The following is an 18028-nucleotide window of genomic DNA, read 5'->3' on the forward strand; positions in this document are numbered from 1 at the left end:
GCCACGACTGCCTTCAGCGCCCCGGTACCCATCGCCGACACCGCTGACCACCAGCGACCGGAATTCTGCTGCCGCTGTGGGCGGCCACCAGTTGGTGGCGCCCACAGCTGTTCACTCAGTCTTTGAGCGCGATATCCAGGTATGCCTGCACTGGCTCGAAGATCCCGTACGGGACGTATTCAGGGATCTCTGCAAGCGCCACCCACGCCAGTGCGTCCAGTTCTCGCGGGTCACCGACGGCAGCGGTGCCGCTGACGATCTCGCAGACCATGTACGACATCCATCGGCCAGTCTCCGGGTGGACGAGCTCGCCGAGGACCTTGACGGCGGCCACGTTCAGCGCCGTCTCCTCTGCGGTCTCGCGGACAGCCGCTTGCTCGGGAGACTCGCCGGGCTCGATCTTGCCTGCGGGGAACTGCCACAAGAGCCGGCCCTCGCTGACTCGGCGCCGGACCATCAGCACCCGACCCTCTCGGATCACGATCGCGGCAGCGACACCTGGCCGCCCCTCTGAAGGCGGAAGCATCGGCTAATCCGTTTCCGCCGCTGAGGCCGCCACAGGGCGGAGCAGGTCGAGGACGTGGGTCCAGTCGTACTTGTCGCGGCCCCCGCCGGCCTTGGGCTTGTGGGGGACGTAGTCACCGATCAGGACGCCCATCGACCGGAGCCGGGCCAGGCTCTCCCCGTACGCGGGGTGGGCCGCCTGGGCGGAGTTGACATACGGCTGGACTGCTACGGGGATGCCGAGGCCGTACGCCTCGCAGAGGATGCCGAGCGCGAGGGTGTCGGAGATGCCGGCGGCCCACTTGTTGATGGTGTTGAACGTGGCAGGGGCGACGGCGATCGCGTCGGCCGGGGGCAGTGGCTGGGGGATGCTCGGCGTGCGCCAGGCGGAGCGGATCGGGTAGCCGGTCTGGGCTTCGACGGCCTCCTGGTCTATGAATCCGAGTCCGTTCGGGGTCGCAATCACGCCGACCCCCCAGCCCTCGGCATGGGCAGCGGTGATCAGTTCGCCCACTCCGTCGGCGATGCCCGACGCGCAGACGACGACGTAGAGGAACGGCTCGCGGTGCTCGGTCAAACCTGGACTCCCAACTCCTGGCAGAAACGGCGAAGCTCCGGGACGGCGCCGCGCCGGTCGCGAGCGGCCATGTCACCGGCCAGCTCTAGCACGCTGGGTCGTCGGCGGATGTCCTCCGAGGCACAGCTCTCCGCGATCCTGAGCGCTTTGTATCCCTCGGCCAGTCTTCCTTGTTGGCTGTAGGCCCGTGCAGCCTCCACCCACAGTGCCGCCCGGCGCTCGGGGACCGGGATGCGCCTGCGCATCAGCGGCTGGGCCGCTTCCAGCGCCGCTCCGGCGTCGCCCAGGACGACCGAGGCGCTCACCGAGTGGAGCGCGACGTTGGTCGGACTGAAATTCGCCCAGGCTTCGGGGCTGTCGAGGTCGACGTAGCGCGCAACCTCCTGAGCCTCGGAGAGGAACTCGGCGGTCGTGGCGCGGTCGCCGCCGGCACTTGCGGCCGTCACCCCGCGAAGGAGCATGAGCCCCAGCGCAGCGAGGTACTCGGGCGGGCGCCGGTCGTAGCTGCCGGAGAGCTGGTCGGCGGTGTGCCGGATGAGGGTGACGGCGGGCGCGGTGTGCCGGTCGCGCGCGAGGACGTGCGCCTGGACGCGGACGCTGGAGGCCATCACGACGGGGTCGGCGCTCCGTTCGGCCTCGGCCATGGCACGGCCGACCGCCAGCCAGGCGTTGCCGTGGTCGCCGAGCTTGAGCAGCAGGCTCACCGCGGTCTGGTATGCCGTCGCGAGGAGGCCGGACAGGACCTGGTCGCCGTCATGGACGGCGTCCTGAGCCTGGCGAAGATCGGCGATCAACGACGGCAGCGCGCCTTCGAGTTCGGCGTACCGGCAGGTGTAGAAGAGCCTCCGGGCCTGGGAGAGCCGGGCCGCGAGTGCGGCCTGCGGTTGTGGCGCGTGCTCGGCCGGAACAGGTCCAGGCAGCAGAGCCTGGACCAGCTCTATCCCCACACGGGGACGGGGCGTCGGGGTCACGAGCGCGGCGACGCTCGCGGCCAGGAAGTTGCGACGGTGCATGTCGTCCGTCCTGCTGTCCGCACTGGTATGGGAGGACAGGCCGAGGCTTCCCAGCGGGATGTCGAGCACGGCTGCGACAGCGCGCAGGACGTCGATGTCCTGCGTCCCCTTGCCGCTCTCCAACCGGCTGATCTTCGACTGGTGGTAGCCCAGTTCGGTGGCCACGTCCGTCTGCGACCGGCCGCTCAACACTCGCGCGCGGCGGATCACCTCACCGATCCCACCCGCAGCGGAGTGTCCTTTGGCCGTCCGCGACATGGCTTCTCCTGCCAATGCTGATCCTGCCCTGGCGAGCCGAGCGTAGCCGCACCAGGACAACCCGTCATGCACGATCTGCATGGCTCATGCACGCGGAGCCCATGCCCTAACCGTGGTGCATCGAGATGGAGTTGTCTGGTCGTCAGCAGCTCGACCACCCTCGCAGCTTGCGGTTCCCCGCTCCCGCAAGGCCGAGGCCCATCTGCGGTCTCTCGCATGCGCGGCTTTACCCAGTGGCTAAGGAGAAGCGCCGATGACCCTCCGCTCGGACGCACAGAGAGGTGGCGCCATGCACCAACGGGACGCGGATGCGGTGACCGCGCCTCTCGCTTTGGAGGACGGTCGGGCGTCGAACACAACCGCGACCCCCTCAGGTCGCGCCGCTGAGCGTCGCGAGCGCCTCGCCACCGCCAGCACCCACGCCCGAGAGATCCTCGACCGCCACCAGTTCGAGGGCGGCCGGTGCAGCGACGGCTGCGGCCCCTGGCCGTGCAACAGCGTTGTCGACGCGGTCCAAGCCTGCGATGGTGACCAGTGATCGCCTTCACCCACGCCCGACGTATTTCGTTCATCGGCACCAGGCGCGACCACGTCCCGCCGGCCCGGGACGCCGTGGTCCGAGTCGCCCGCTCCTGGGGGATCGACCCGACTTCGTTGGGCGACATCGCGCTGGTCGCCGACGAGCTGCTCGCCAACGCGGTTATCCACGCGCCAGGAAGACTGCGGGTCGGCATCCACCTCTCCCCGGACGGCGACCGGGTGGTGATCGAGGTATACGACCCGTCGCGCCGGATGCCCGCCGGGGCCGCGAACTTCGGCAACGACGAACTGACCACCGGTCGAGGCATGTTGCTGATCGAGGGCCTGTCGGAGGCCTGGGGCGCGGAGCCGACGACCCATGGCAAGAAGGTCTGGGCCGAACTGGCGGTGCCCGCTGTCGCGGTACCCGAGCACCCTTGCTCGGCCCGCAGGGCGGCACTCATCGCCAGCCTCGTCCGCACCGACCGTCCCAGGCCCCGTCCCCACGCGCCCGCCTGGCCAAGCGCTCGCGCGTACAGGTGGTTCTCGCAGCACCGCTCGCCGCGTGCCCAACGACTCCGCCCGTACCGATACAGGCACACCGGCCGGGAGGTGACGGGGCCGGTCGCCCTTTCCCCGAGGGCGGCCGGGCCGGCCCAACCCCAAGCGAACTGCCCGACACAGCCGTATCTGCTCCACGCCAACTCGGCGCCACGGAAGGATGGATGGATGAGCAACTGGGAGTTCGTGAAGGACAGAACCGCCACCCAAGGCGCGGTGTGGAGGTCCGCCGATGGTCTGCTCTACAAGCGGACCGGTGGCGAGGACCTGCGAGCGGAGACCGAGTTCCAGCAGCTGGCCGCCAGCCTCGGCTACCCGGTGCCGCAGATCGTCGACAGCGGCCCGGAGGACGGGCGCTACTTCGTCGTCGAGCGCGCCATCGGCGACACCTCGCTGCACGAGGAGGCGCTGGCCGACGCCGATCGGGACGGTCAGGTCAGCTACCAGGTCATCAGTACGGCGGCCGCCGTCGCATCGAAGCTCATGCAGGCCCAGGCGAGGCACCCCCTCCCCGCCACGCCGTGGTTCGAGAAGGCGGCCTTCGCGGCCGAGGTCTTCGAGGAGAATCCGGACTTCGACACCCCGCGTGTCCACGAGGCGGTCAAGCATGCGCTCGACCGGCTGGCCCGGCTCCCGATGGCGCACGGGCATCTCGACTACGGCCTGCCCAACGTCCTCCAGGCCGGGGTCATCGACTGGCAGCACCACGGACCGGTCCCGTTCGGCTACGACGTCTACCCTGCGCTCGACATTGTGGCCTTCAAGGGCGGCGGCAAGGGCTACAGCATCACCCCGGAACAGCGCACCGCCTACACTGCCGCCCTCGACGAGACCACCGCGTCCCTGATCGGGCAGCGGGTCAGCGAGCACCTGGGCGACTTCCTGCTCGTCAAGTGCTTCTTCTTCCTCGCCCTCATGCGGCCCACCGACCTCACGCGGCACGACAAGCACATCAAGTGGCAGTACCGCCGCACCCTCTTCACGATGGGACTTGATCAGTATGAGTCGTCCAACACGATCGACACCGACACCTTCCCCACTCTGGGACGGTTCACCGCTGAACACCGGTAGGCCGGTGCCCACCGTTCGCGACCGCGACTACCTGATGGACCACCACGGAGTCGTCTTCAAGGTCATCGGCGACAGCCACCCCGGCAGCCACTACCTCGGCTACGTCAAGTACCACCCCGACGAGAAGGGCGATCGTCGGCTCTTCGACCGGACCTACCGGCAGAACAGCGTCGTGTCGAAGTCCTTCGGCATCCTCGCCGGCAGGCCGGAGTGCTACGTCTACTCCGACACCCTCGGCTGCGTCATCACCGGCATCCCGCGCGAGGACGTGGCCGTCCACTACTCCTGCCGCCAGGCCCTCGCCGCCATCCACGAGGACCCCGGCGCGGTCGCCGACAACCCGGCAGGCAAGGACCTCCTGGCGATCACCGAGTGGATCACCGCGAACGACGCCCAGGGCCTGATCGGCGTCACCGGCTCCTTCCTCGTCGGCTGCTTCAACGAGCGCTCAGACGTCGACCTCGTCTGCTACGGACCAGAGGGCTACCAGGCCGCGCAGGAGCTGTTCCAGCAGACCGACCTGATCCGGCCGTACGACGGAGACGACCTCACCCGGCTGTACATCCGCCGGGCCAAGTACATGGAGGGCAGCTCCTTCGACGCCCTCATCAAGCAGGAACGCCGCAAGCTCCAAGGGCTCACCACCAACGCCGGCGCGCACATCAACTGCGAACCCATCCGCTCCGACCGCGACAAGACCTTCGCTCGGATCTCCTCCAAGGAGATCGGCGAGATCTCGCTCCTCGCCAAGATCACCGACCACGCCGAGGGCCTCACCACCCCGGCGGTCTACGGGATCAAGGTCAAGACCATCCTCAGCTCGACCATCGACGAGGCCGACTCTTTCGCCCGCCGGATCACCCACATGCGCTCGTACCTCGGCGCCTACACCGGCGCCTTCAGGTCCGGCGACACCGTGCACCTGTCCGGCAAGCTCGTCCACACCCAGGACGGCGAACACAGCGGCTTCGGCATCGAACTCACCCCCTGGACCGTCAGCGGTTCCTACGTCGCCAACCTCGCCGGATAGGAGCCGCCGCACCATGACCCTGCTCGTCATCCGGCACGCAGAGTCCGTCGAGAACGCCGACAAGTACAACGGTTTCTACCAGGACCCCCGCCCCTACAGCGGACACGCCGCGCACGCCATCTCCCGCACCATCGTCGGCCTGACCCCTCGCGGCTTCCGGCAGGCCCAGTGGCTGGCCGGCGTCCTGCCGGAGCTCGTCGGCCCGGAGCCGTGCGTTTACACCTCGACCTACCGCAGGGCGATCGACACTGCCGCGATTGCCCTGCCCGACCTCCCTGACGGGTGGCCTCAGCAGACCGTGCTCCTGGACGAGCAGCACTACGGCGACGCCACCTACATGACCAAGCGCGAGCTCTACAACAGCTACCCCGCACTCGCCGAGGACCGCCGCCTGCGCAAGCACATCTGGACCGCGCCGGGCGGCGGTGAGTCGCTCGCCGAGGGCGTGCTCAACCGGGCCGCCGAGTTCGCCGCCCTCGCCCAGGCCGAACTCCAGGAATCGCGCACCGTTGTCGCCTTCACCCACCAGACCGCCGCGGTGGCCCTTCGGTCCCTGCTCGAAGCCTGCACCTTGCCCGAGGTCCTCGCCGAGGAGCGGAAGGGCAAGCTGCCCAACGCCGCCATCCTCCACTACGAACTGCGAGACGGCCGGTTCACCCGGACGGGAACCACTACCCCGTCGATCTAGGAGCAGCCCGTGCGACACCTGTTCCTCAACGGGCCGGTCCAGAACGGCCCTTTCACCTTCGACACCCGCCCCGGCAAGGCCGTGGGCATCCGCCTCGCCGCCGCCCTCAACGCCATCCTGGGCTTGCCGCCAGCACCCCACCTGTGGAACACCGTCACCCTCGCCGGAGACCTCCGCCACCGCCAGGCCGAGGACCCGATGATCCCCCGCCAGCGGTTCGAGGCAGACCTGATCGCGGCCAAGTACATGTCCGGACGGTCCCCGGTCGGCGGCATCCTGACCGACACTGACGCGGAGGTCGCCAACCTCGCGCTGGAGATGATCGAGAACAACCTCCGTGCCGGCACCCTCACCATCAGCCGCGAGACGGTCCCCACCTGCCGGGCCTGCGCTCACATGATCGGCACCGGCGGCCACCCCTGCAACGCCTGTGGCAGCACCGACACCGAAGACCGTACGGGCCTCCACCTTGTCGCCGAACTCGCGAAGGACCGCCCCGTCCTCGACCGCTCGGACATCCATGCCAGCCATCGCCAGCAGCCCAAGCACCTCCTGCACACCGCTGCCAACGTCGCCGAGCGCCTGATCCTCTCTCGAACCCGCGACCACGGCATTGACCTCTCGCTCCTCGGCCTCAACGGCCTCGTCCTTGACCCACGGGTCGGCATCCACGCCACGGTCCTCGCCGCGGCCCGGCGGCATGAAGCGGCCACGGCCGTCATGACCATCACCGAGAACGCGGCCAACCACATCGCCGCCCACGGCCAGCACTTCCGCCAACACGATGGCACTCGGCTTCAGTACGCGCTGCACGGCCACCTCCCATATGACCACATGACAAGCCTCCAGCCGTTGCACGAGACATACCGAGCCGCGCAGGAGATCAAGGACGACTTCGAAGCATGGTTCCTGCCGCTTTTCTCCCTGAGGACCAAGGCCGTAACCGGGCCGGAACAGTTGCCCGCGCTCTTCAAGCACTTCATACGGGCAAACCTGGCCAAGCCTGTTGCGCTCGATGAGGCCGCCTTCGAAGCCGTTCAGCGCTCGGTCTCCGCCGGTGACACGGAATGGATCACGAACAAGCAGGCGCTGGCAAACGTGATGGCTGCCCGGGAGACCGCGCTGGATGCCCCTGTGGAGACCTGACAAGCCGGCTTGCCCCTTGCACTCGGCTTTAATGCTGTCGGGAGTGTCCCTCCTGGACGCGCGACCAGGAGGGGATCGCCGCCATGGGCGAACATCCTCATCCCGGCCAGCGCCCTGCCCGTTGTCCCCGGCCAGGGCGCTGCCCTGCTTCTGCTCCTGCGTGCCACACCTCTGCAGCGGGTGGTCTGCTGGGACACGCGATGTGTGCTGCCGTGCCTAAGAATCCACCTGCTGATCGACCGCTGCTTCGTAGAAGGCATCCGCGAGGGCGACGATGATCGCGTTGATGGCCGGCCCGTCGGTGAAGAAGTAGTCAGCCATCGTGTTGTGGGCGTCCTGATTGTCTGCAACTGCCTCCGTGACGGCTGCTCGGAAGTCTTGTGACTCCACGAACTGCTTCTTGGAGTTCACCTTGGTCTGCTTGACCAGGTTCGGGTCGGTGAGCAACCGCTGGACGAGCCCCTGTACGAACTCTCTGACCTGGAACGCGGCGAACGATTCGGCGCCGAAGAGGTCGTTCATCTTGTCTATGACGACCTGGAGCGCGACGTACTTCGGGTCCTTCTTCGTTCCCGTGCCGGCAGCGCTGATGCCCTTCAGCTGCCCATCGCCCACGAGCGAGATGTCGACCGGGATAGCCTTGTTGTGCTTGACCCCAACGAGCACCACGTCGGAGAGGTCGACGTCGGCGGCCCAGGCGGACTCGGCGATGACCTTCTCCAGGAGACGCAGGAAGATCGAGAGCATCTCCATGTAGGGGTCGCCGTAGTCGACGAACTGGGACATGAAGTCATAGAGGCGTACGTAGGTGGAGACATCCTTGCGGAACAGGTCGAGCGCACTGAGCGTGACCTTGTCCTCTTCCTCGATCGCCCTCGCGTAGCGGCGCCGGAAGTCGTGCTGCGGCGGGCTGATCGCCGCCGAGAGCGCGTTGTTGCCCTTCCGGGTCACCCACAGCTCGGCGACCTTGCGGACGTCGTCCTCGGCGTAGATTCCGGCCTGGGCGAGCTTGTTCGCAAGGTGGACGACGACGTACGGGTCGGTCTCGGTCTCCAGGGTGGCGTTCTTGAAGTACGGCTCGAAGGCCGTCTTGATGTCCTCGGGCTTGTTCTTGAAGTCGATGACGAACGTCTTGCGCTTCTGCTCGCCACCTGCGGTGCGGTGGGTGCGGTTGAGTCGTGAGAGTGTTTGCACCGCGGTGATCCCTGGCAGCTTCTTGTCGACGTACATCGCCGAGAGCAGGGGCTGGTCGAAGCCGGTCTGGAACTTGTTGGCGACCAGCATGATCTTGTACGTCTCGCCCTTGAACGCGGCCGCCAGGTCAGCCCCGGCGCCGGGGTTCATGTTGGCTTCGGTGAACTCGTCGTCCTTCGATGGCTGTGGGCCCCAGTCGTTGTGCCAGGTCTCGTCCTCGGTCATCGTCACCCCGCCGGAGAAGGCGACCAGGGTGCGGTAGTTGTACGAGGCGTCCTCGGCGCGACGCTTGGCGATGTAGGCGTCTATGGCCAGCTTGTACTTCACCGCTGACCTGCGCGAGTCGGTCACTACCATTGCCTTCGCCTTGCCTTCGAGGAGGTAGGCGACGTTGGTGTGGAAGTGCTCGACGATGATCTGCACCTTCTGGCTGATGTTCGTTGGGTGGAGCTGCACCCACCGCATCAGGCCCTTACGGGCGGCGGCCTCCTCGACCTCGTCCCCATCGCCGCTCCCGGCCTTGCCCGCGATTTTCAGCGCCATGTCGTAGTGCTGATAGCCCTTGAGCACGTCGAGGATGTAGCCCTCTTCGATCGCCTGCTTCATCGAGTACAAGTGGAACTCGCGCGGCTTCCCGTCGGCACCCTTGCGGCCGAACAGTTCGAGGGTCTTGCTCTTCGGCGTCGCGGTGAAGGCGAAATAGGAGATGTTCTCCGACTCGGCCCGCTCCGTCATCTCTGACGCGAGGATCGACTCCACATCGACCTCGCCGCCGTCCTCGATCTCCTTGACCTCCTCAGCGGTCAGCACCTGCTTCAGCTTTGCGGAGATCTGACCCGACTGTGAGGAGTGCGCCTCATCGGCGATGACGGCGAAGCGCTTGCCCTTCAGGCCGGCGTCAGTGCGGATCTCGTCCAACGCGTGTGGGAATGTCTGCAGCGTCACCACGATGATCAGCTCACCGTTCTTCAGCGCCTGGGCCAGCAGGCCCGACTTTGACTTCGCGCCGGCCTTGCGGACGTCCTCGGGGCTGATAGTGGCGACGATCTTGCCAGTGCCGTCGATCTGCCGGATCGCATCCTGCAACTGGGAGTCGAGTACGGTGCGGTCCACGACCACGAGGACCGAGTCGAAGACCTTCCGATCATCGACATGCAGCCGCGCCAGCCGGTGGGCCGTCCACGCGATGGTGTTCGTCTTCCCTGACCCGGCCGAGTGCTCGATCAGGTACCGCTGCCCGACACCCTCCTCCTTCACCGCCTCGACGATGCGCGTGACGGCCTCCCACTGGTGGAACCGCGGGAAGAGCATGTTCGTACGCCGCACCGACGTGCCGGTCGTGACGTCCCACTCGTCCTTGGACTGCACGATCATCAGCCGCCCGAGGATGTTCAACCAGGCGTGTTTCTCCCACACCCGCTCCCACAGGTACGCCGTCGACGACCGTCCGTCCGCGCCGGGTGGGTTGCCGGAACCGCTGTCGAAGCCGATGTTGAACGGCAAGAAGTGGGTCTTCTCGCCCTCCAGCTTCGTGGTCATCGCTGCCAGGTCGTTCGAGACCGCGAAGTGCACCAGCGCCCGGTGCCCGAACGACAGCAGTGGCTCCGGCCGCCCGTTCGTCAACGGATGGCGATCGTGCTTGTACTGGTTCACAGCCTCGTCCAGCGACTGGGTGAAGCTGGTCTTCAGCTCCACCGTGGCCACCGGGAGCCCGTTGACGAAGAACACTAAATCGATACTGCGCTGGTCGGCGGTCGAGAAGTGCACCTGTCGCACCACCCGCACCCGCATCTGCTCGTAGTGTGCCGCTGTGGTCCCGTTGAGCGACGTCTCGGGACGGAACTGCGCCATCTTCAACCGACCACCGCCGATGTACTGCACCCCGTTACGCAGGATGTTCAGCGTCCCACCGCCATGTTCCAGCGGGCGGTCGAGCGCCGCGGTCAGCACGTCGAGGAACTTCGCCTGCGAGCCCGCGGCCTTTAACGCCTTCTCGTACGCTGGCTTCTGGGTCTCCTTCAGCCACGCGAACAGGTCTGCAGGGAACAGCGCTCGTTCCCGATCGTACTCCCCGCCGTCACGGTCGCTCTCCGAGTACAGCCAGCCATGGTCCCGCAGGAACTCGCAGATCTCAGTCTCGAAGACCACCTCGTTGTGGTCCGCCATCACGCCACCCCTCGTACGTCGATCTGCCCCGTCACTGCCGCCGTAATCAACGCCGACCGGCGCTCGCGAGCGATCTCGATGAAACGCTCCGTCTCGGCGATGAGCCTGTCGATCTTCGCGACCTGTTCGTCGAGATGCGCAGCAATCTGACGCTGCTCATCAATGGGCGGCAACGCGACCCGCATCTGAGCGAGGTGAGTTGGGCCGAAGTGCTGGATTGTCGACCCCGTCTTGAGTGTATCGACCTGGTCAATGAACTCGCCCGAGACTACGAACCACCGAATGAAGTCCCTGTGCATACCTCCAGGCTTAATCCGAATGATCCCTGTATAAGGCACCGACCCGGTGGTTTCCTCAGTGACCTCGGAGACCGTCCCCATGCTTGCGCTTGCACTGATAAGCAAATCACCGAGGTCGACCCGAAAGTGTGACCACCGCCGATCGACCTCGTCGGGGTCGAGGTAGTTGCAACCCTCAAGCGTCGATCGCGCTGTGCGCACAGAGCTGACCCGCAGTAGCGGGACGCCGTGCTCGCGGAAGTCCGCGGCCATGATGCCTGGCCCCTCCTGAAACCAGATGGTGTAGCGAAGGGGCATGACCTCCCAGTGCGCCGGCACTGGTCCAGCTCCGGGGAGACCAGAATCTTTGAGCGCAACCGTTTCAACCAGGCCTCGCGCCACAGCGTTCGAGATCACTGCCCCTCGCCGCTCGCGGAGCATCTCGATCAGCCGCTGCTGCTCTTCGATGAGCGTGTCGATTTGGGCCGTCTCGCGGTCGAGGTAGTCGGCAATGAAGCGTTGATCGTCAGCCGGGGGCAGTACCAGAGGAATGCGAGCGAAGGTGCTCCAGTTGCGGAAGTCAACGCTGCGCTCGCGGACGTTCGGCGCCTGGGTGGCGAGGAAGCCAGAGGTGCCGAGGTGGCGTAGCAGGCGGGCAAGGTAAGCGGGATCGTCGCCCGCCACAGGCTCACAGACGTGGTAGACGGGTGAACCGTTGCCATGACTGTCCGAGACGCCGACGGCGCCAGCAAAACCGTCGAGGGCGTGGAAGACCAGGTCGCCGGGGCGGATCTCCTGATAGCCGTTCTCGGTATCAGAGAAGGTGTAGCCGTCCTCACGGCGGTTCGAGCGCAGAGTGACTGTGCCATCCCGATAGGCGGTGATAACACCGAGCCCCGATCGAGCAGGTCGGTCCAGCAGACGCAACACTCGTCGCACCGTTGTCTCACGCCAGTCGGGCGGCGGCGTGGTGATCACTGCTCCACCTCGCGGAGGAGATCGAGGATCTTGGCGACCTGCTTCTCCAGGTCGGCGTCGATCTCGGCGAGAGGGCGGGGTGGGGTGTACCTATAGAAGTGGCGGGTGAAGGGGATCTCGTAGCCGGTCTTGGTCTTGGCCCAGTCGATAAAGGCATCAGGAACGTGCGGCTTCACCTCCGCGTCGAAGTACGTCTGGATTACTTCGCGCTCCCCTGCCGCGCCGGCGGTTGAGCCGCCGTAGGTGAAGGGCACGTTTTCGGTGTCACGCTTCTTCGAGTCGGGCTTCGGGTTGCCCTTGCGGTCGACGACAGGGTTCCCGTCCTCATCGAGCAGGGGACGCTCGACGGTGATGGTCCAGTAGCCGAACTCGTTGTTGGGTAGCACCTTGGAGGTGTCGGGGTTGGCGTCAGTGAAGTCGGCGTACAGCTTGACGATCTCGGCGCGGTCATCGTCGCTGATCTGCCGGCCCTTGGCGCCGAGGTTCTTGCGCATCTTGGTCCAGAACGACGTGCCGTCGATGAGTTGGACCTTGCCTTGGCGGTCGGGGTGCTTGGTGTTGTCGAGGATCCAGATATAGGTTGCGATGCCGGTGTTGAAGAACATGTTGGTTGGCAGGGCGACAATCGCCTCGACGAGGTCATTCTCCAACAGCCACTTGCGGATGTTGGAGGGGCCTGATTCGGCGCCGCCGTTGAAGAGTGGCGAGCCGTTCATGACGATGCCGACGCGGCCGCCGCCGTCCTCAGGTGCCCGCATCTTGTAGGCCAAGTGGAGCAGGAAGAGCATCTGGCCGTCCGAGGTTGCGGGGAGTCCCGGCGCGAAGCGGCCGTAGGGGCCGGCGGAGTCGCGCTCCTCCTTGACCGCCTTGGCGTACTGCTTCCAGTCCACCCCGTAGGGCGGGTTGGACATGCAATAGTCGAACTGGCGGCCCTTGAAGGCGTCGTCGGTGAGCGTGTTGCCGAACGCGATGTTGGTCGCGTCGTGGCCCTTTGCGAGCAGGTCGGACTTGCAGATGGCGTACGACTGCGGGTTGTACTCCTGGCCGTACAAGCTCAGCTTGGCCTCGGGGTTCTGGTCGAGCAGATGCTCTTCTGCTAGGGAGAGCATGCCGCCGGTGCCAGCGGTGGGGTCGTACAGCGACCGGATGATGCTGCCCTCGGAGAGGTCGACGTCCTTCTCCGCGAAGAGTAGGTCGACCAGCAGTCGGATCGCGTCGCGTGGCGTGTAGTGGTCACCAGAGGTCTCGTTCGCGGCCTCGTTGAACTTCCGGATGATGTACTCGAACGCATCCCCCATGTCTGCGTTGGACACCACGTTGGGATGCAGGTCGACGGCGCCGAAGGACTTGACGATCTCGCGCAGAAGCCCGGCCTTCTCCAGGGCCAGGATCTCCTTCTTGAAGTCAAAGTACTCGAACACGTCCACGTCGGCGGAGAACCGGTCGATGTAGTCGGTGAGGTTGTCCGCCAGTCCGTCCGCATCGGCCAGCAGGTTCGCGAACTCGTAGTTGGAGGTGTTGTAGAACGTCCGCCCCGTGACCTTCTTGACCTCGACCTTGAGCCGGTTCGGGTTCTCGTACCTCGCAGCCAGCTCCTGTACCGCCGCGCGGTCCGGCTCGAGTACGCAGTCGAGCCGTCTCAGGATCGTGAACGGGAGGATCACTGTCCCGTACTGGTTGGGACGGTAGGGGCCTCGAAGCTGGTCAGCGATTGACCAGATGAAGCTACCGAGCGCGCTCACAAGGTTCCTCACGAGAATCGTCTAGCAGAGACGACCACTCTGCCAGAGGCAGCAGCCAGCGTCCCAGGGTTCAGCTTTCGGTGACCTTGGCCAGGGCTGCTCTGCGTGAGCGATGCGTGAGCGGACGGGGCAGCACGTGCCGGTTCGGGCGGGATCGTGGATCACTATGCAACGCTCTGACCTGCGAGTTCATCACCAAGTAGTCGATGCTGGCAGCCGACAACATGATCACTCTCGGGCTCGTAATGCGTAGGTCGCGGGTTCGAATCCCGCAGGCGGCTCAGTGGAGGCCCAGGTCACGTAACTCGTGACCTGGGCCTTTTTGGCGTTCCTGGGCGTGCGTCTCGGCTTCGGGCTTCCGCCGGCGGGGGCGGGTTTCACGGTGTCCTCGGCGGCGGCCGGGGCGGCGGGGAGGGTGCCGCGGGTGGGGCAGGGAGCGGGAGTTCCGTGGTCGATCGGATGACAGTGGAGGCCATGGCAGTTTCTCCCACCCCGATTTCGCCTGCGGCGTGGAAATCGACCGGCAGGATTCTTCCGTCAGCTCGTCATCGTTTCGGACCAGAGGATCACCGTGCCTGTTTCGGCTGCACCCGGGGCGCTCATCGTGGCGCCGGTAGGCGAGTAACCGGCTGTGTTCGCAGTGGAGTTGAGTTTCACTGTCGATCGGGTCGGAGTGCCGCCGTCGACCGAGACGGTCGAGGCGAGCGTGCTGCGCAACGGCTGTGGAGGCCGGACGCGGTTGGAACACCTGCGGGTCCGTCGAATTGCGCAGGCCATGTTCGTCGTCGCCTTTCTGGCGGCCCGGACCGCCGGTGACGCCAGCGATTTCGCGCGCCGAATCGGTTGGCAGGTCAGTGCCGAGCTGAGGCATCTGCAGTACATCGGCCAGCGCGTCTGGACTGGTGACGACTTCTGAGAAGGGGGACGGGTCTGTGAGATACAGACGCCATCATCGGGGAGCCCAGGCTTCCGCACGCGTGGCCGAGGAGTGTTGTCGGTGATCGTCCAGCTGCCTCCGGACGGCCTCGGCACCACCCTGGCCCAGCTCATCCGCTGCAGGGCGCTCAGCGCCTCCACCATCGAGGTCGCGCGCCGCGACGTCGTCTACGGCTCGCTCGACCGGGACAGCAGCATCTACCTGGTCGAGAAGGGCCAGGTCAAGGCGACCGTGCCGTCCAGGGACGGCAAGGAGTGCCTGCTGGACATCTACACCGTCGGCGACGTCTTCGGCGAGCTCTGCCTGGTCGCGGACGGCCGCTTCGAGACCGCCACCGCCATGACCCCGACGGTGCTGCGCCGGATCTCCGCGGCCAAGGTGCTCGCCGCGCTGGCGGACGCGGGGCTGCGCGAGGAGTTCGTGCGGTACATGGCCCGGCGGCTGTTCGAACAGCAGCAGTCGATCATGGGGCTGGTCACCGAGGACAGCGAGTACCGGTTGGCGGCGACGCTGCTGCACCTGGGGCGCAAGCTCGGCCGGCGCGAGGCGCAGCTGCTGCTGATCGAGGAGAAGATCACCCAGGAGGAGCTGGCCGCGATGGTCGGCACGACGCGCTCGCGGGTCGGGCTGTTCCTGAAGCGCTTCCGGGACGCCGGGCTGGTGGGGCGCGCCCGGGACTGCTTCCTGACCGTCCACGAGCCCCGGGTGCAGCGCTTCATGGCGGACGGCGACCTCGCCATGTCCTTCTCCCCGCCGTTGGCGGCCTGAGATGACCCTCGCACAGAGCACGGTCGCGGCCGTGCAGACGGCCACCGCGCACCTCGCGGCCGTGCGTACGGCCCCGCAACTGACCTCGCACCAGGTGCTGGTCTTCCTGCTCCAGCTCGGTGTGCTGCTCCTCGTCGCCTTCTGCCTGGGGCGGTTGGCGAACCGGATCGGCCTGGCCCCGGTCGTCGGCGAGCTGGCCGCCGGCGTGCTGCTCGGGCCCTCCGTCTTCGGCCGGATCGCCTCGGGCGCGGCCGACTGGCTGTTCCCGGCCCGCGCCGATCAGGCCCACCTGCTCGACGCGGTGGCCCAGCTGTCGGTGCTGCTGCTGGTCGGGGTGGCCGGGGCGCACCTGGACCTGCGGATGCTCCGGCGGCGGCGGACCGTGGTGGCGAAGATCGGGCTGGCCGGCCTGCTGCTCCCACTCGCCCTGGGGGTGTCGGCCGGGTACGTGGTGCCCGCCGCGCTGATCGGGGAGTCCGGGCACGGGCTGGTCTTCGCGCTGTTCCTCGGGGTGGCGCTGAGCGTCAGCGCCATCCCGGTGATCGCCAAGACGTTCGCCGACATGAACCTGCTCCACCGGGACGTCGGCCAGCTCACCCTGGCCAGTGCGGCGGTGGACGACGCGATCGGCTGGATGCTGCTGTCGCTGGTGGCGACCATGGCGGCGGGCTCGCTGGGGGTGCTGCACATCGGTCTGGCGGTGGCGACGCTGGCGGGCTTCCTGCTGGTGGCCCTGGTGCTCGGCCGGCCGCTGGTGCGGTGGGCGATGCGCCGGGCGGGCGGGGCGGGCCAGCCCGGTCCGACCGCGGTCGTTGCGACGGTGGTCATCCTGTTCTGCGCGAGTGCCACCCAACTGCTGAACCTGGAGGCGGTGTTCGGCGCCTTCGTGGCCGGCGTGCTGCTCTCCTCGGTGGTCGAACACCGGTTGCTCGCGCCGCTGCGGACGGTGACGGTGTCGGTCTTCGCGCCGCTCTTCCTGGCCAACGCCGGGCTGCGGATCGACCTGGGCGCTCTGCTCGACCCGTCCGTGTTGCTGACCGGCGTGGCGCTGCTGGTGCTGGCGGTGGTCGGCAAGTTCGCCGGGGCGTACCTGGGCGCGCGGACCAGCGGGCTCACCCGCTGGGAGGGGCTGGCGATCGGCGCCGGTCTCAATGCCCGGGGGGCGGTGGAGATCGTGGTGGCCTCGATCGGCCTGAAACTCGGGGTCCTGACCACCGCGACCTACACGGTCGTGGTGCTGATCGCGGTCTTCACCTCGATGATGGCGCCGCCGGTGCTCCGGCGGGCGATGGCCCGGATCGAGCAGAATGCGGACGAGCGGCTCCGGGAGGCGGAGCTGGAGCTGGCGCCCGCGGCTCGGGAGACGCCGTCCGAAGCCTGAACGCAGGCGGAGGGCCGTGGGGGGCACGGCAACCCCCACGGCCCTCCGTGGCGTTCCGGCGACGCTGCCAGGACAGGCCCTGGCCGTGGCGTCAGGAGAGCAGAGCGGCCAGTTTGGTGACGGTGTTCCAGTTGCGTCCGGTGACCGTGACCTTGTGGTGCTTCTCCACGAAGGCCGGGACGTTGGGTGCTTCCAGCGCGCCGTCCGGGCACCAGTGGTAGATCACCCGGTCGCCGAGCCGGACCTCGTCGGGGGCGAGCGAGCGCGGGTCGTGCTCGGCCAGGACCTCGGGGGAGAGGTCGTCGGAGAGGAAGAGGGCGAACATCCGCGACCCGTTGTCCGCCACGTCGGCCAGCGGGTGCCCGTCGATCACGGCCCGCAGCTCCTCGCCGGTCCGGACCAGGCAGCGCACGGTCATCCCGAAGGTGTCCCGGATGCCGGCCTCGATCCGCTCGGCGACCTGCTCGGGGCCGTCCTCGGCGGCCACCAGGGCGTTGCCGCTCGCCAGGTAGGTGGCGACCTCGGTGAAGCCCAGCCGGGTCAGCAGCTCCCGCAGCTCGGCCATCGAGATCTTCTTCTTGCCACCGACGTTGATCCCCTTGAGCAGGACCGCGTAACGAGGCACGAGTGCACTCCCCTTCCACCCGGTACGGGGCCCACCCGGACGGGCGCCCCGACGACACCCCGGACGACATCAGAAGATCCCGGGATCCGCCGCTCAATTGTGCACAGACCGCCCGCCGCGCCGCCGGAACGATGGACCCGCCCCTTCTCGGCCGCCTGCGAAAGGAACGACGGTGCTGATCAGCGAGGCGACGCTGGCCTTTCTCGGGGAGCCGCTCCCGATCATCGTGGGCACCCGCAGACAGAGCGGGTCGGTCAAGATGAACCCGGCCTGGTTCGAGTTCCACGACGGGTACTTCTGGTTCAACAGCTGGCGCGGAGCGCACTGGCTGGCCCAGGTCGAACGGGACCGGCAGGCCACGTTGCTGCTGATGGACCCGCAGGACATGTACCGGGTGGTGCACGTCGAGACGGCGCTGGTCGCCACCCGGACCGAGGGAGCCGGGGCACACCTGGACCGGTTGTCGTACCGATACCGGGGCGAGCCCTACCGGGCCGTCGCACCGATGCAACGGGTGATCATTCAGCTGGAGCCGCTGCACGTCCGCAGTACGCTCGACGGGCGGCCACGACGATAGGGGTACCCCTTGAGT

At 67.2% G+C, this 18028-nt stretch carries 16 protein-coding genes; 8 read left to right on the top strand and 8 right to left on the bottom strand.

What is annotated here, in order from left to right:
* Positions 1 to 115: 115 nt before the first annotated feature.
* The 4 genes from CRP52_RS17020 to CRP52_RS38315 all read right to left on the bottom strand — a co-directional run bounded on the left by CRP52_RS17020 (position 116) and on the right by CRP52_RS38315 (position 2869).
* The gene (locus CRP52_RS17020; protein ID WP_097237176.1) at positions 116 to 526 is read right to left on the bottom strand and encodes an NUDIX hydrolase; all 411 of its coding nucleotides are present in this window, start codon (positions 524 to 526) and stop codon (positions 116 to 118) included.
* A gap of 3 nt (positions 527 to 529) precedes the next feature.
* Complete coding sequence (locus CRP52_RS17025) at positions 530 to 1081, bottom strand: flavoprotein (RefSeq protein ID WP_097237177.1); 552 nt, start codon at positions 1079 to 1081, stop codon at positions 530 to 532.
* Complete coding sequence (locus CRP52_RS17030) at positions 1078 to 2352, bottom strand: helix-turn-helix domain-containing protein (RefSeq protein ID WP_097237178.1); 1275 nt, start codon at positions 2350 to 2352, stop codon at positions 1078 to 1080. Before CRP52_RS17030 ends, CRP52_RS17025 begins: the two co-directional genes overlap by 4 nt.
* A gap of 370 nt (positions 2353 to 2722) precedes the next feature.
* Positions 2723 to 2869 carry a hypothetical protein gene (locus tag CRP52_RS38315; protein WP_179852826.1) on the bottom strand — a complete coding sequence of 49 codons (147 nt, stop codon included), beginning with the start codon at positions 2867 to 2869 and terminating at the stop codon, positions 2723 to 2725.
* 17 nt (positions 2870 to 2886) lie between these two features.
* Here CRP52_RS38315 and CRP52_RS17040 point away from each other — a divergent pair, with 17 nt between their 5' ends.
* The 4 genes from CRP52_RS17040 to CRP52_RS17055 are packed head-to-tail and all read left to right on the top strand — an operon-like array spanning position 2887 to position 7367.
* Entirely contained in the window at positions 2887 to 4503 is a 1617-nt protein-coding gene (locus CRP52_RS17040) for an ATP-binding protein (RefSeq protein ID WP_097237180.1), read from the top strand.
* A gap of 4 nt (positions 4504 to 4507) precedes the next feature.
* On the top strand, positions 4508 to 5533 hold the full coding sequence (locus CRP52_RS17045; protein WP_257032534.1) for a hypothetical protein: 1026 nt from the start codon (positions 4508 to 4510) through the stop codon (positions 5531 to 5533).
* Positions 5534 to 5546: 13 nt separating this feature from the next.
* Positions 5547 to 6221 carry a histidine phosphatase family protein gene (locus CRP52_RS17050; RefSeq protein WP_097237181.1) on the top strand — a complete coding sequence of 225 codons (675 nt, stop codon included), beginning with the start codon at positions 5547 to 5549 and terminating at the stop codon, positions 6219 to 6221.
* A gap of 9 nt (positions 6222 to 6230) precedes the next feature.
* Entirely contained in the window at positions 6231 to 7367 is a 1137-nt protein-coding gene (locus tag CRP52_RS17055) for a hypothetical protein (RefSeq protein WP_097237182.1), read from the top strand.
* A 216-nt stretch (positions 7368 to 7583) separates the two neighbouring features.
* Here the strand turns inward: CRP52_RS17055 and CRP52_RS17060 are convergent, their stop codons facing one another.
* The 3 genes from CRP52_RS17060 to CRP52_RS17070 are packed head-to-tail and all read right to left on the bottom strand — an operon-like array spanning position 7584 to position 13725.
* Positions 7584 to 10727 (bottom strand): type I restriction endonuclease subunit R, encoded by a 3144-nt coding sequence (locus CRP52_RS17060; RefSeq protein WP_097237183.1) that lies wholly within the window; start codon positions 10725 to 10727, stop codon positions 7584 to 7586.
* Positions 10727 to 11983: a restriction endonuclease subunit S gene (locus CRP52_RS17065; protein WP_218893096.1), complete on the bottom strand. Its 1257-nt coding sequence runs from the start codon at positions 11981 to 11983 to the stop codon at positions 10727 to 10729. The genes CRP52_RS17060 and CRP52_RS17065 overlap by 1 nt, the downstream gene beginning before the upstream one ends.
* Positions 11980 to 13725 carry a type I restriction-modification system subunit M gene (locus tag CRP52_RS17070; RefSeq protein ID WP_097237184.1) on the bottom strand — a complete coding sequence of 582 codons (1746 nt, stop codon included), beginning with the start codon at positions 13723 to 13725 and terminating at the stop codon, positions 11980 to 11982. Before CRP52_RS17070 ends, CRP52_RS17065 begins: the two co-directional genes overlap by 4 nt.
* 631 nt (positions 13726 to 14356) lie before the next feature.
* Between CRP52_RS17070 and CRP52_RS17075 the strand changes: the two genes are divergently transcribed.
* The 3 genes from CRP52_RS17075 (at position 14357) to CRP52_RS17085 (ending at position 16811) form a co-directional block, all read left to right on the top strand.
* Complete coding sequence (locus tag CRP52_RS17075) at positions 14357 to 14641, top strand: hypothetical protein (RefSeq protein ID WP_097237185.1); 285 nt, start codon at positions 14357 to 14359, stop codon at positions 14639 to 14641.
* An 81-nt stretch (positions 14642 to 14722) separates the two neighbouring features.
* Positions 14723 to 15430 (top strand): Crp/Fnr family transcriptional regulator, encoded by a 708-nt coding sequence (locus CRP52_RS17080; RefSeq protein WP_218893097.1) that lies wholly within the window; start codon positions 14723 to 14725, stop codon positions 15428 to 15430.
* A gap of 1 nt (position 15431) precedes the next feature.
* Positions 15432 to 16811 (top strand): cation:proton antiporter, encoded by a 1380-nt coding sequence (locus CRP52_RS17085; protein ID WP_097237186.1) that lies wholly within the window; start codon positions 15432 to 15434, stop codon positions 16809 to 16811.
* 91 nt (positions 16812 to 16902) lie between these two features.
* Here the strand turns inward: CRP52_RS17085 and CRP52_RS17090 are convergent, their stop codons facing one another.
* Positions 16903 to 17436: a DUF1697 domain-containing protein gene (locus tag CRP52_RS17090; protein ID WP_097237187.1), complete on the bottom strand. Its 534-nt coding sequence runs from the start codon at positions 17434 to 17436 to the stop codon at positions 16903 to 16905.
* A gap of 172 nt (positions 17437 to 17608) precedes the next feature.
* On the opposite strand from CRP52_RS17090, the gene CRP52_RS17095 reads away from it, so the two are divergent.
* Positions 17609 to 18013 carry a pyridoxamine 5'-phosphate oxidase family protein gene (locus CRP52_RS17095; RefSeq protein WP_179852827.1) on the top strand — a complete coding sequence of 135 codons (405 nt, stop codon included), beginning with the start codon at positions 17609 to 17611 and terminating at the stop codon, positions 18011 to 18013.
* Positions 18014 to 18028 lie beyond the last annotated feature (15 nt).

The organism is Streptomyces sp. 1331.2, assembly GCF_900199205.1.
Lineage (GTDB): Bacteria > Actinomycetota > Actinomycetes > Streptomycetales > Streptomycetaceae > Kitasatospora.

Bases quoted from the DNA above. Each gene is read 5' to 3' on its own strand.
- CRP52_RS17060 (WP_097237183.1), bottom strand. From the start codon at position 10,727: ATGGCGGACCACAACGAGGTGGTCTTCGAGACTGAGATCTGCGAGTTC.
- CRP52_RS17085 (WP_097237186.1), top strand. From the start codon at position 15,432: ATGACCCTCGCACAGAGCACGGTCGCGGCCGTGCAGACGGCCACCGCG.
- CRP52_RS17050 (WP_097237181.1), top strand. From the start codon at position 5,547: ATGACCCTGCTCGTCATCCGGCACGCAGAGTCCGTCGAGAACGCCGAC.
- CRP52_RS17020 (WP_097237176.1), bottom strand. From the start codon at position 526: ATGCTTCCGCCTTCAGAGGGGCGGCCAGGTGTCGCTGCCGCGATCGTG.
- CRP52_RS17030 (WP_097237178.1), bottom strand. From the start codon at position 2,352: ATGTCGCGGACGGCCAAAGGACACTCCGCTGCGGGTGGGATCGGTGAG.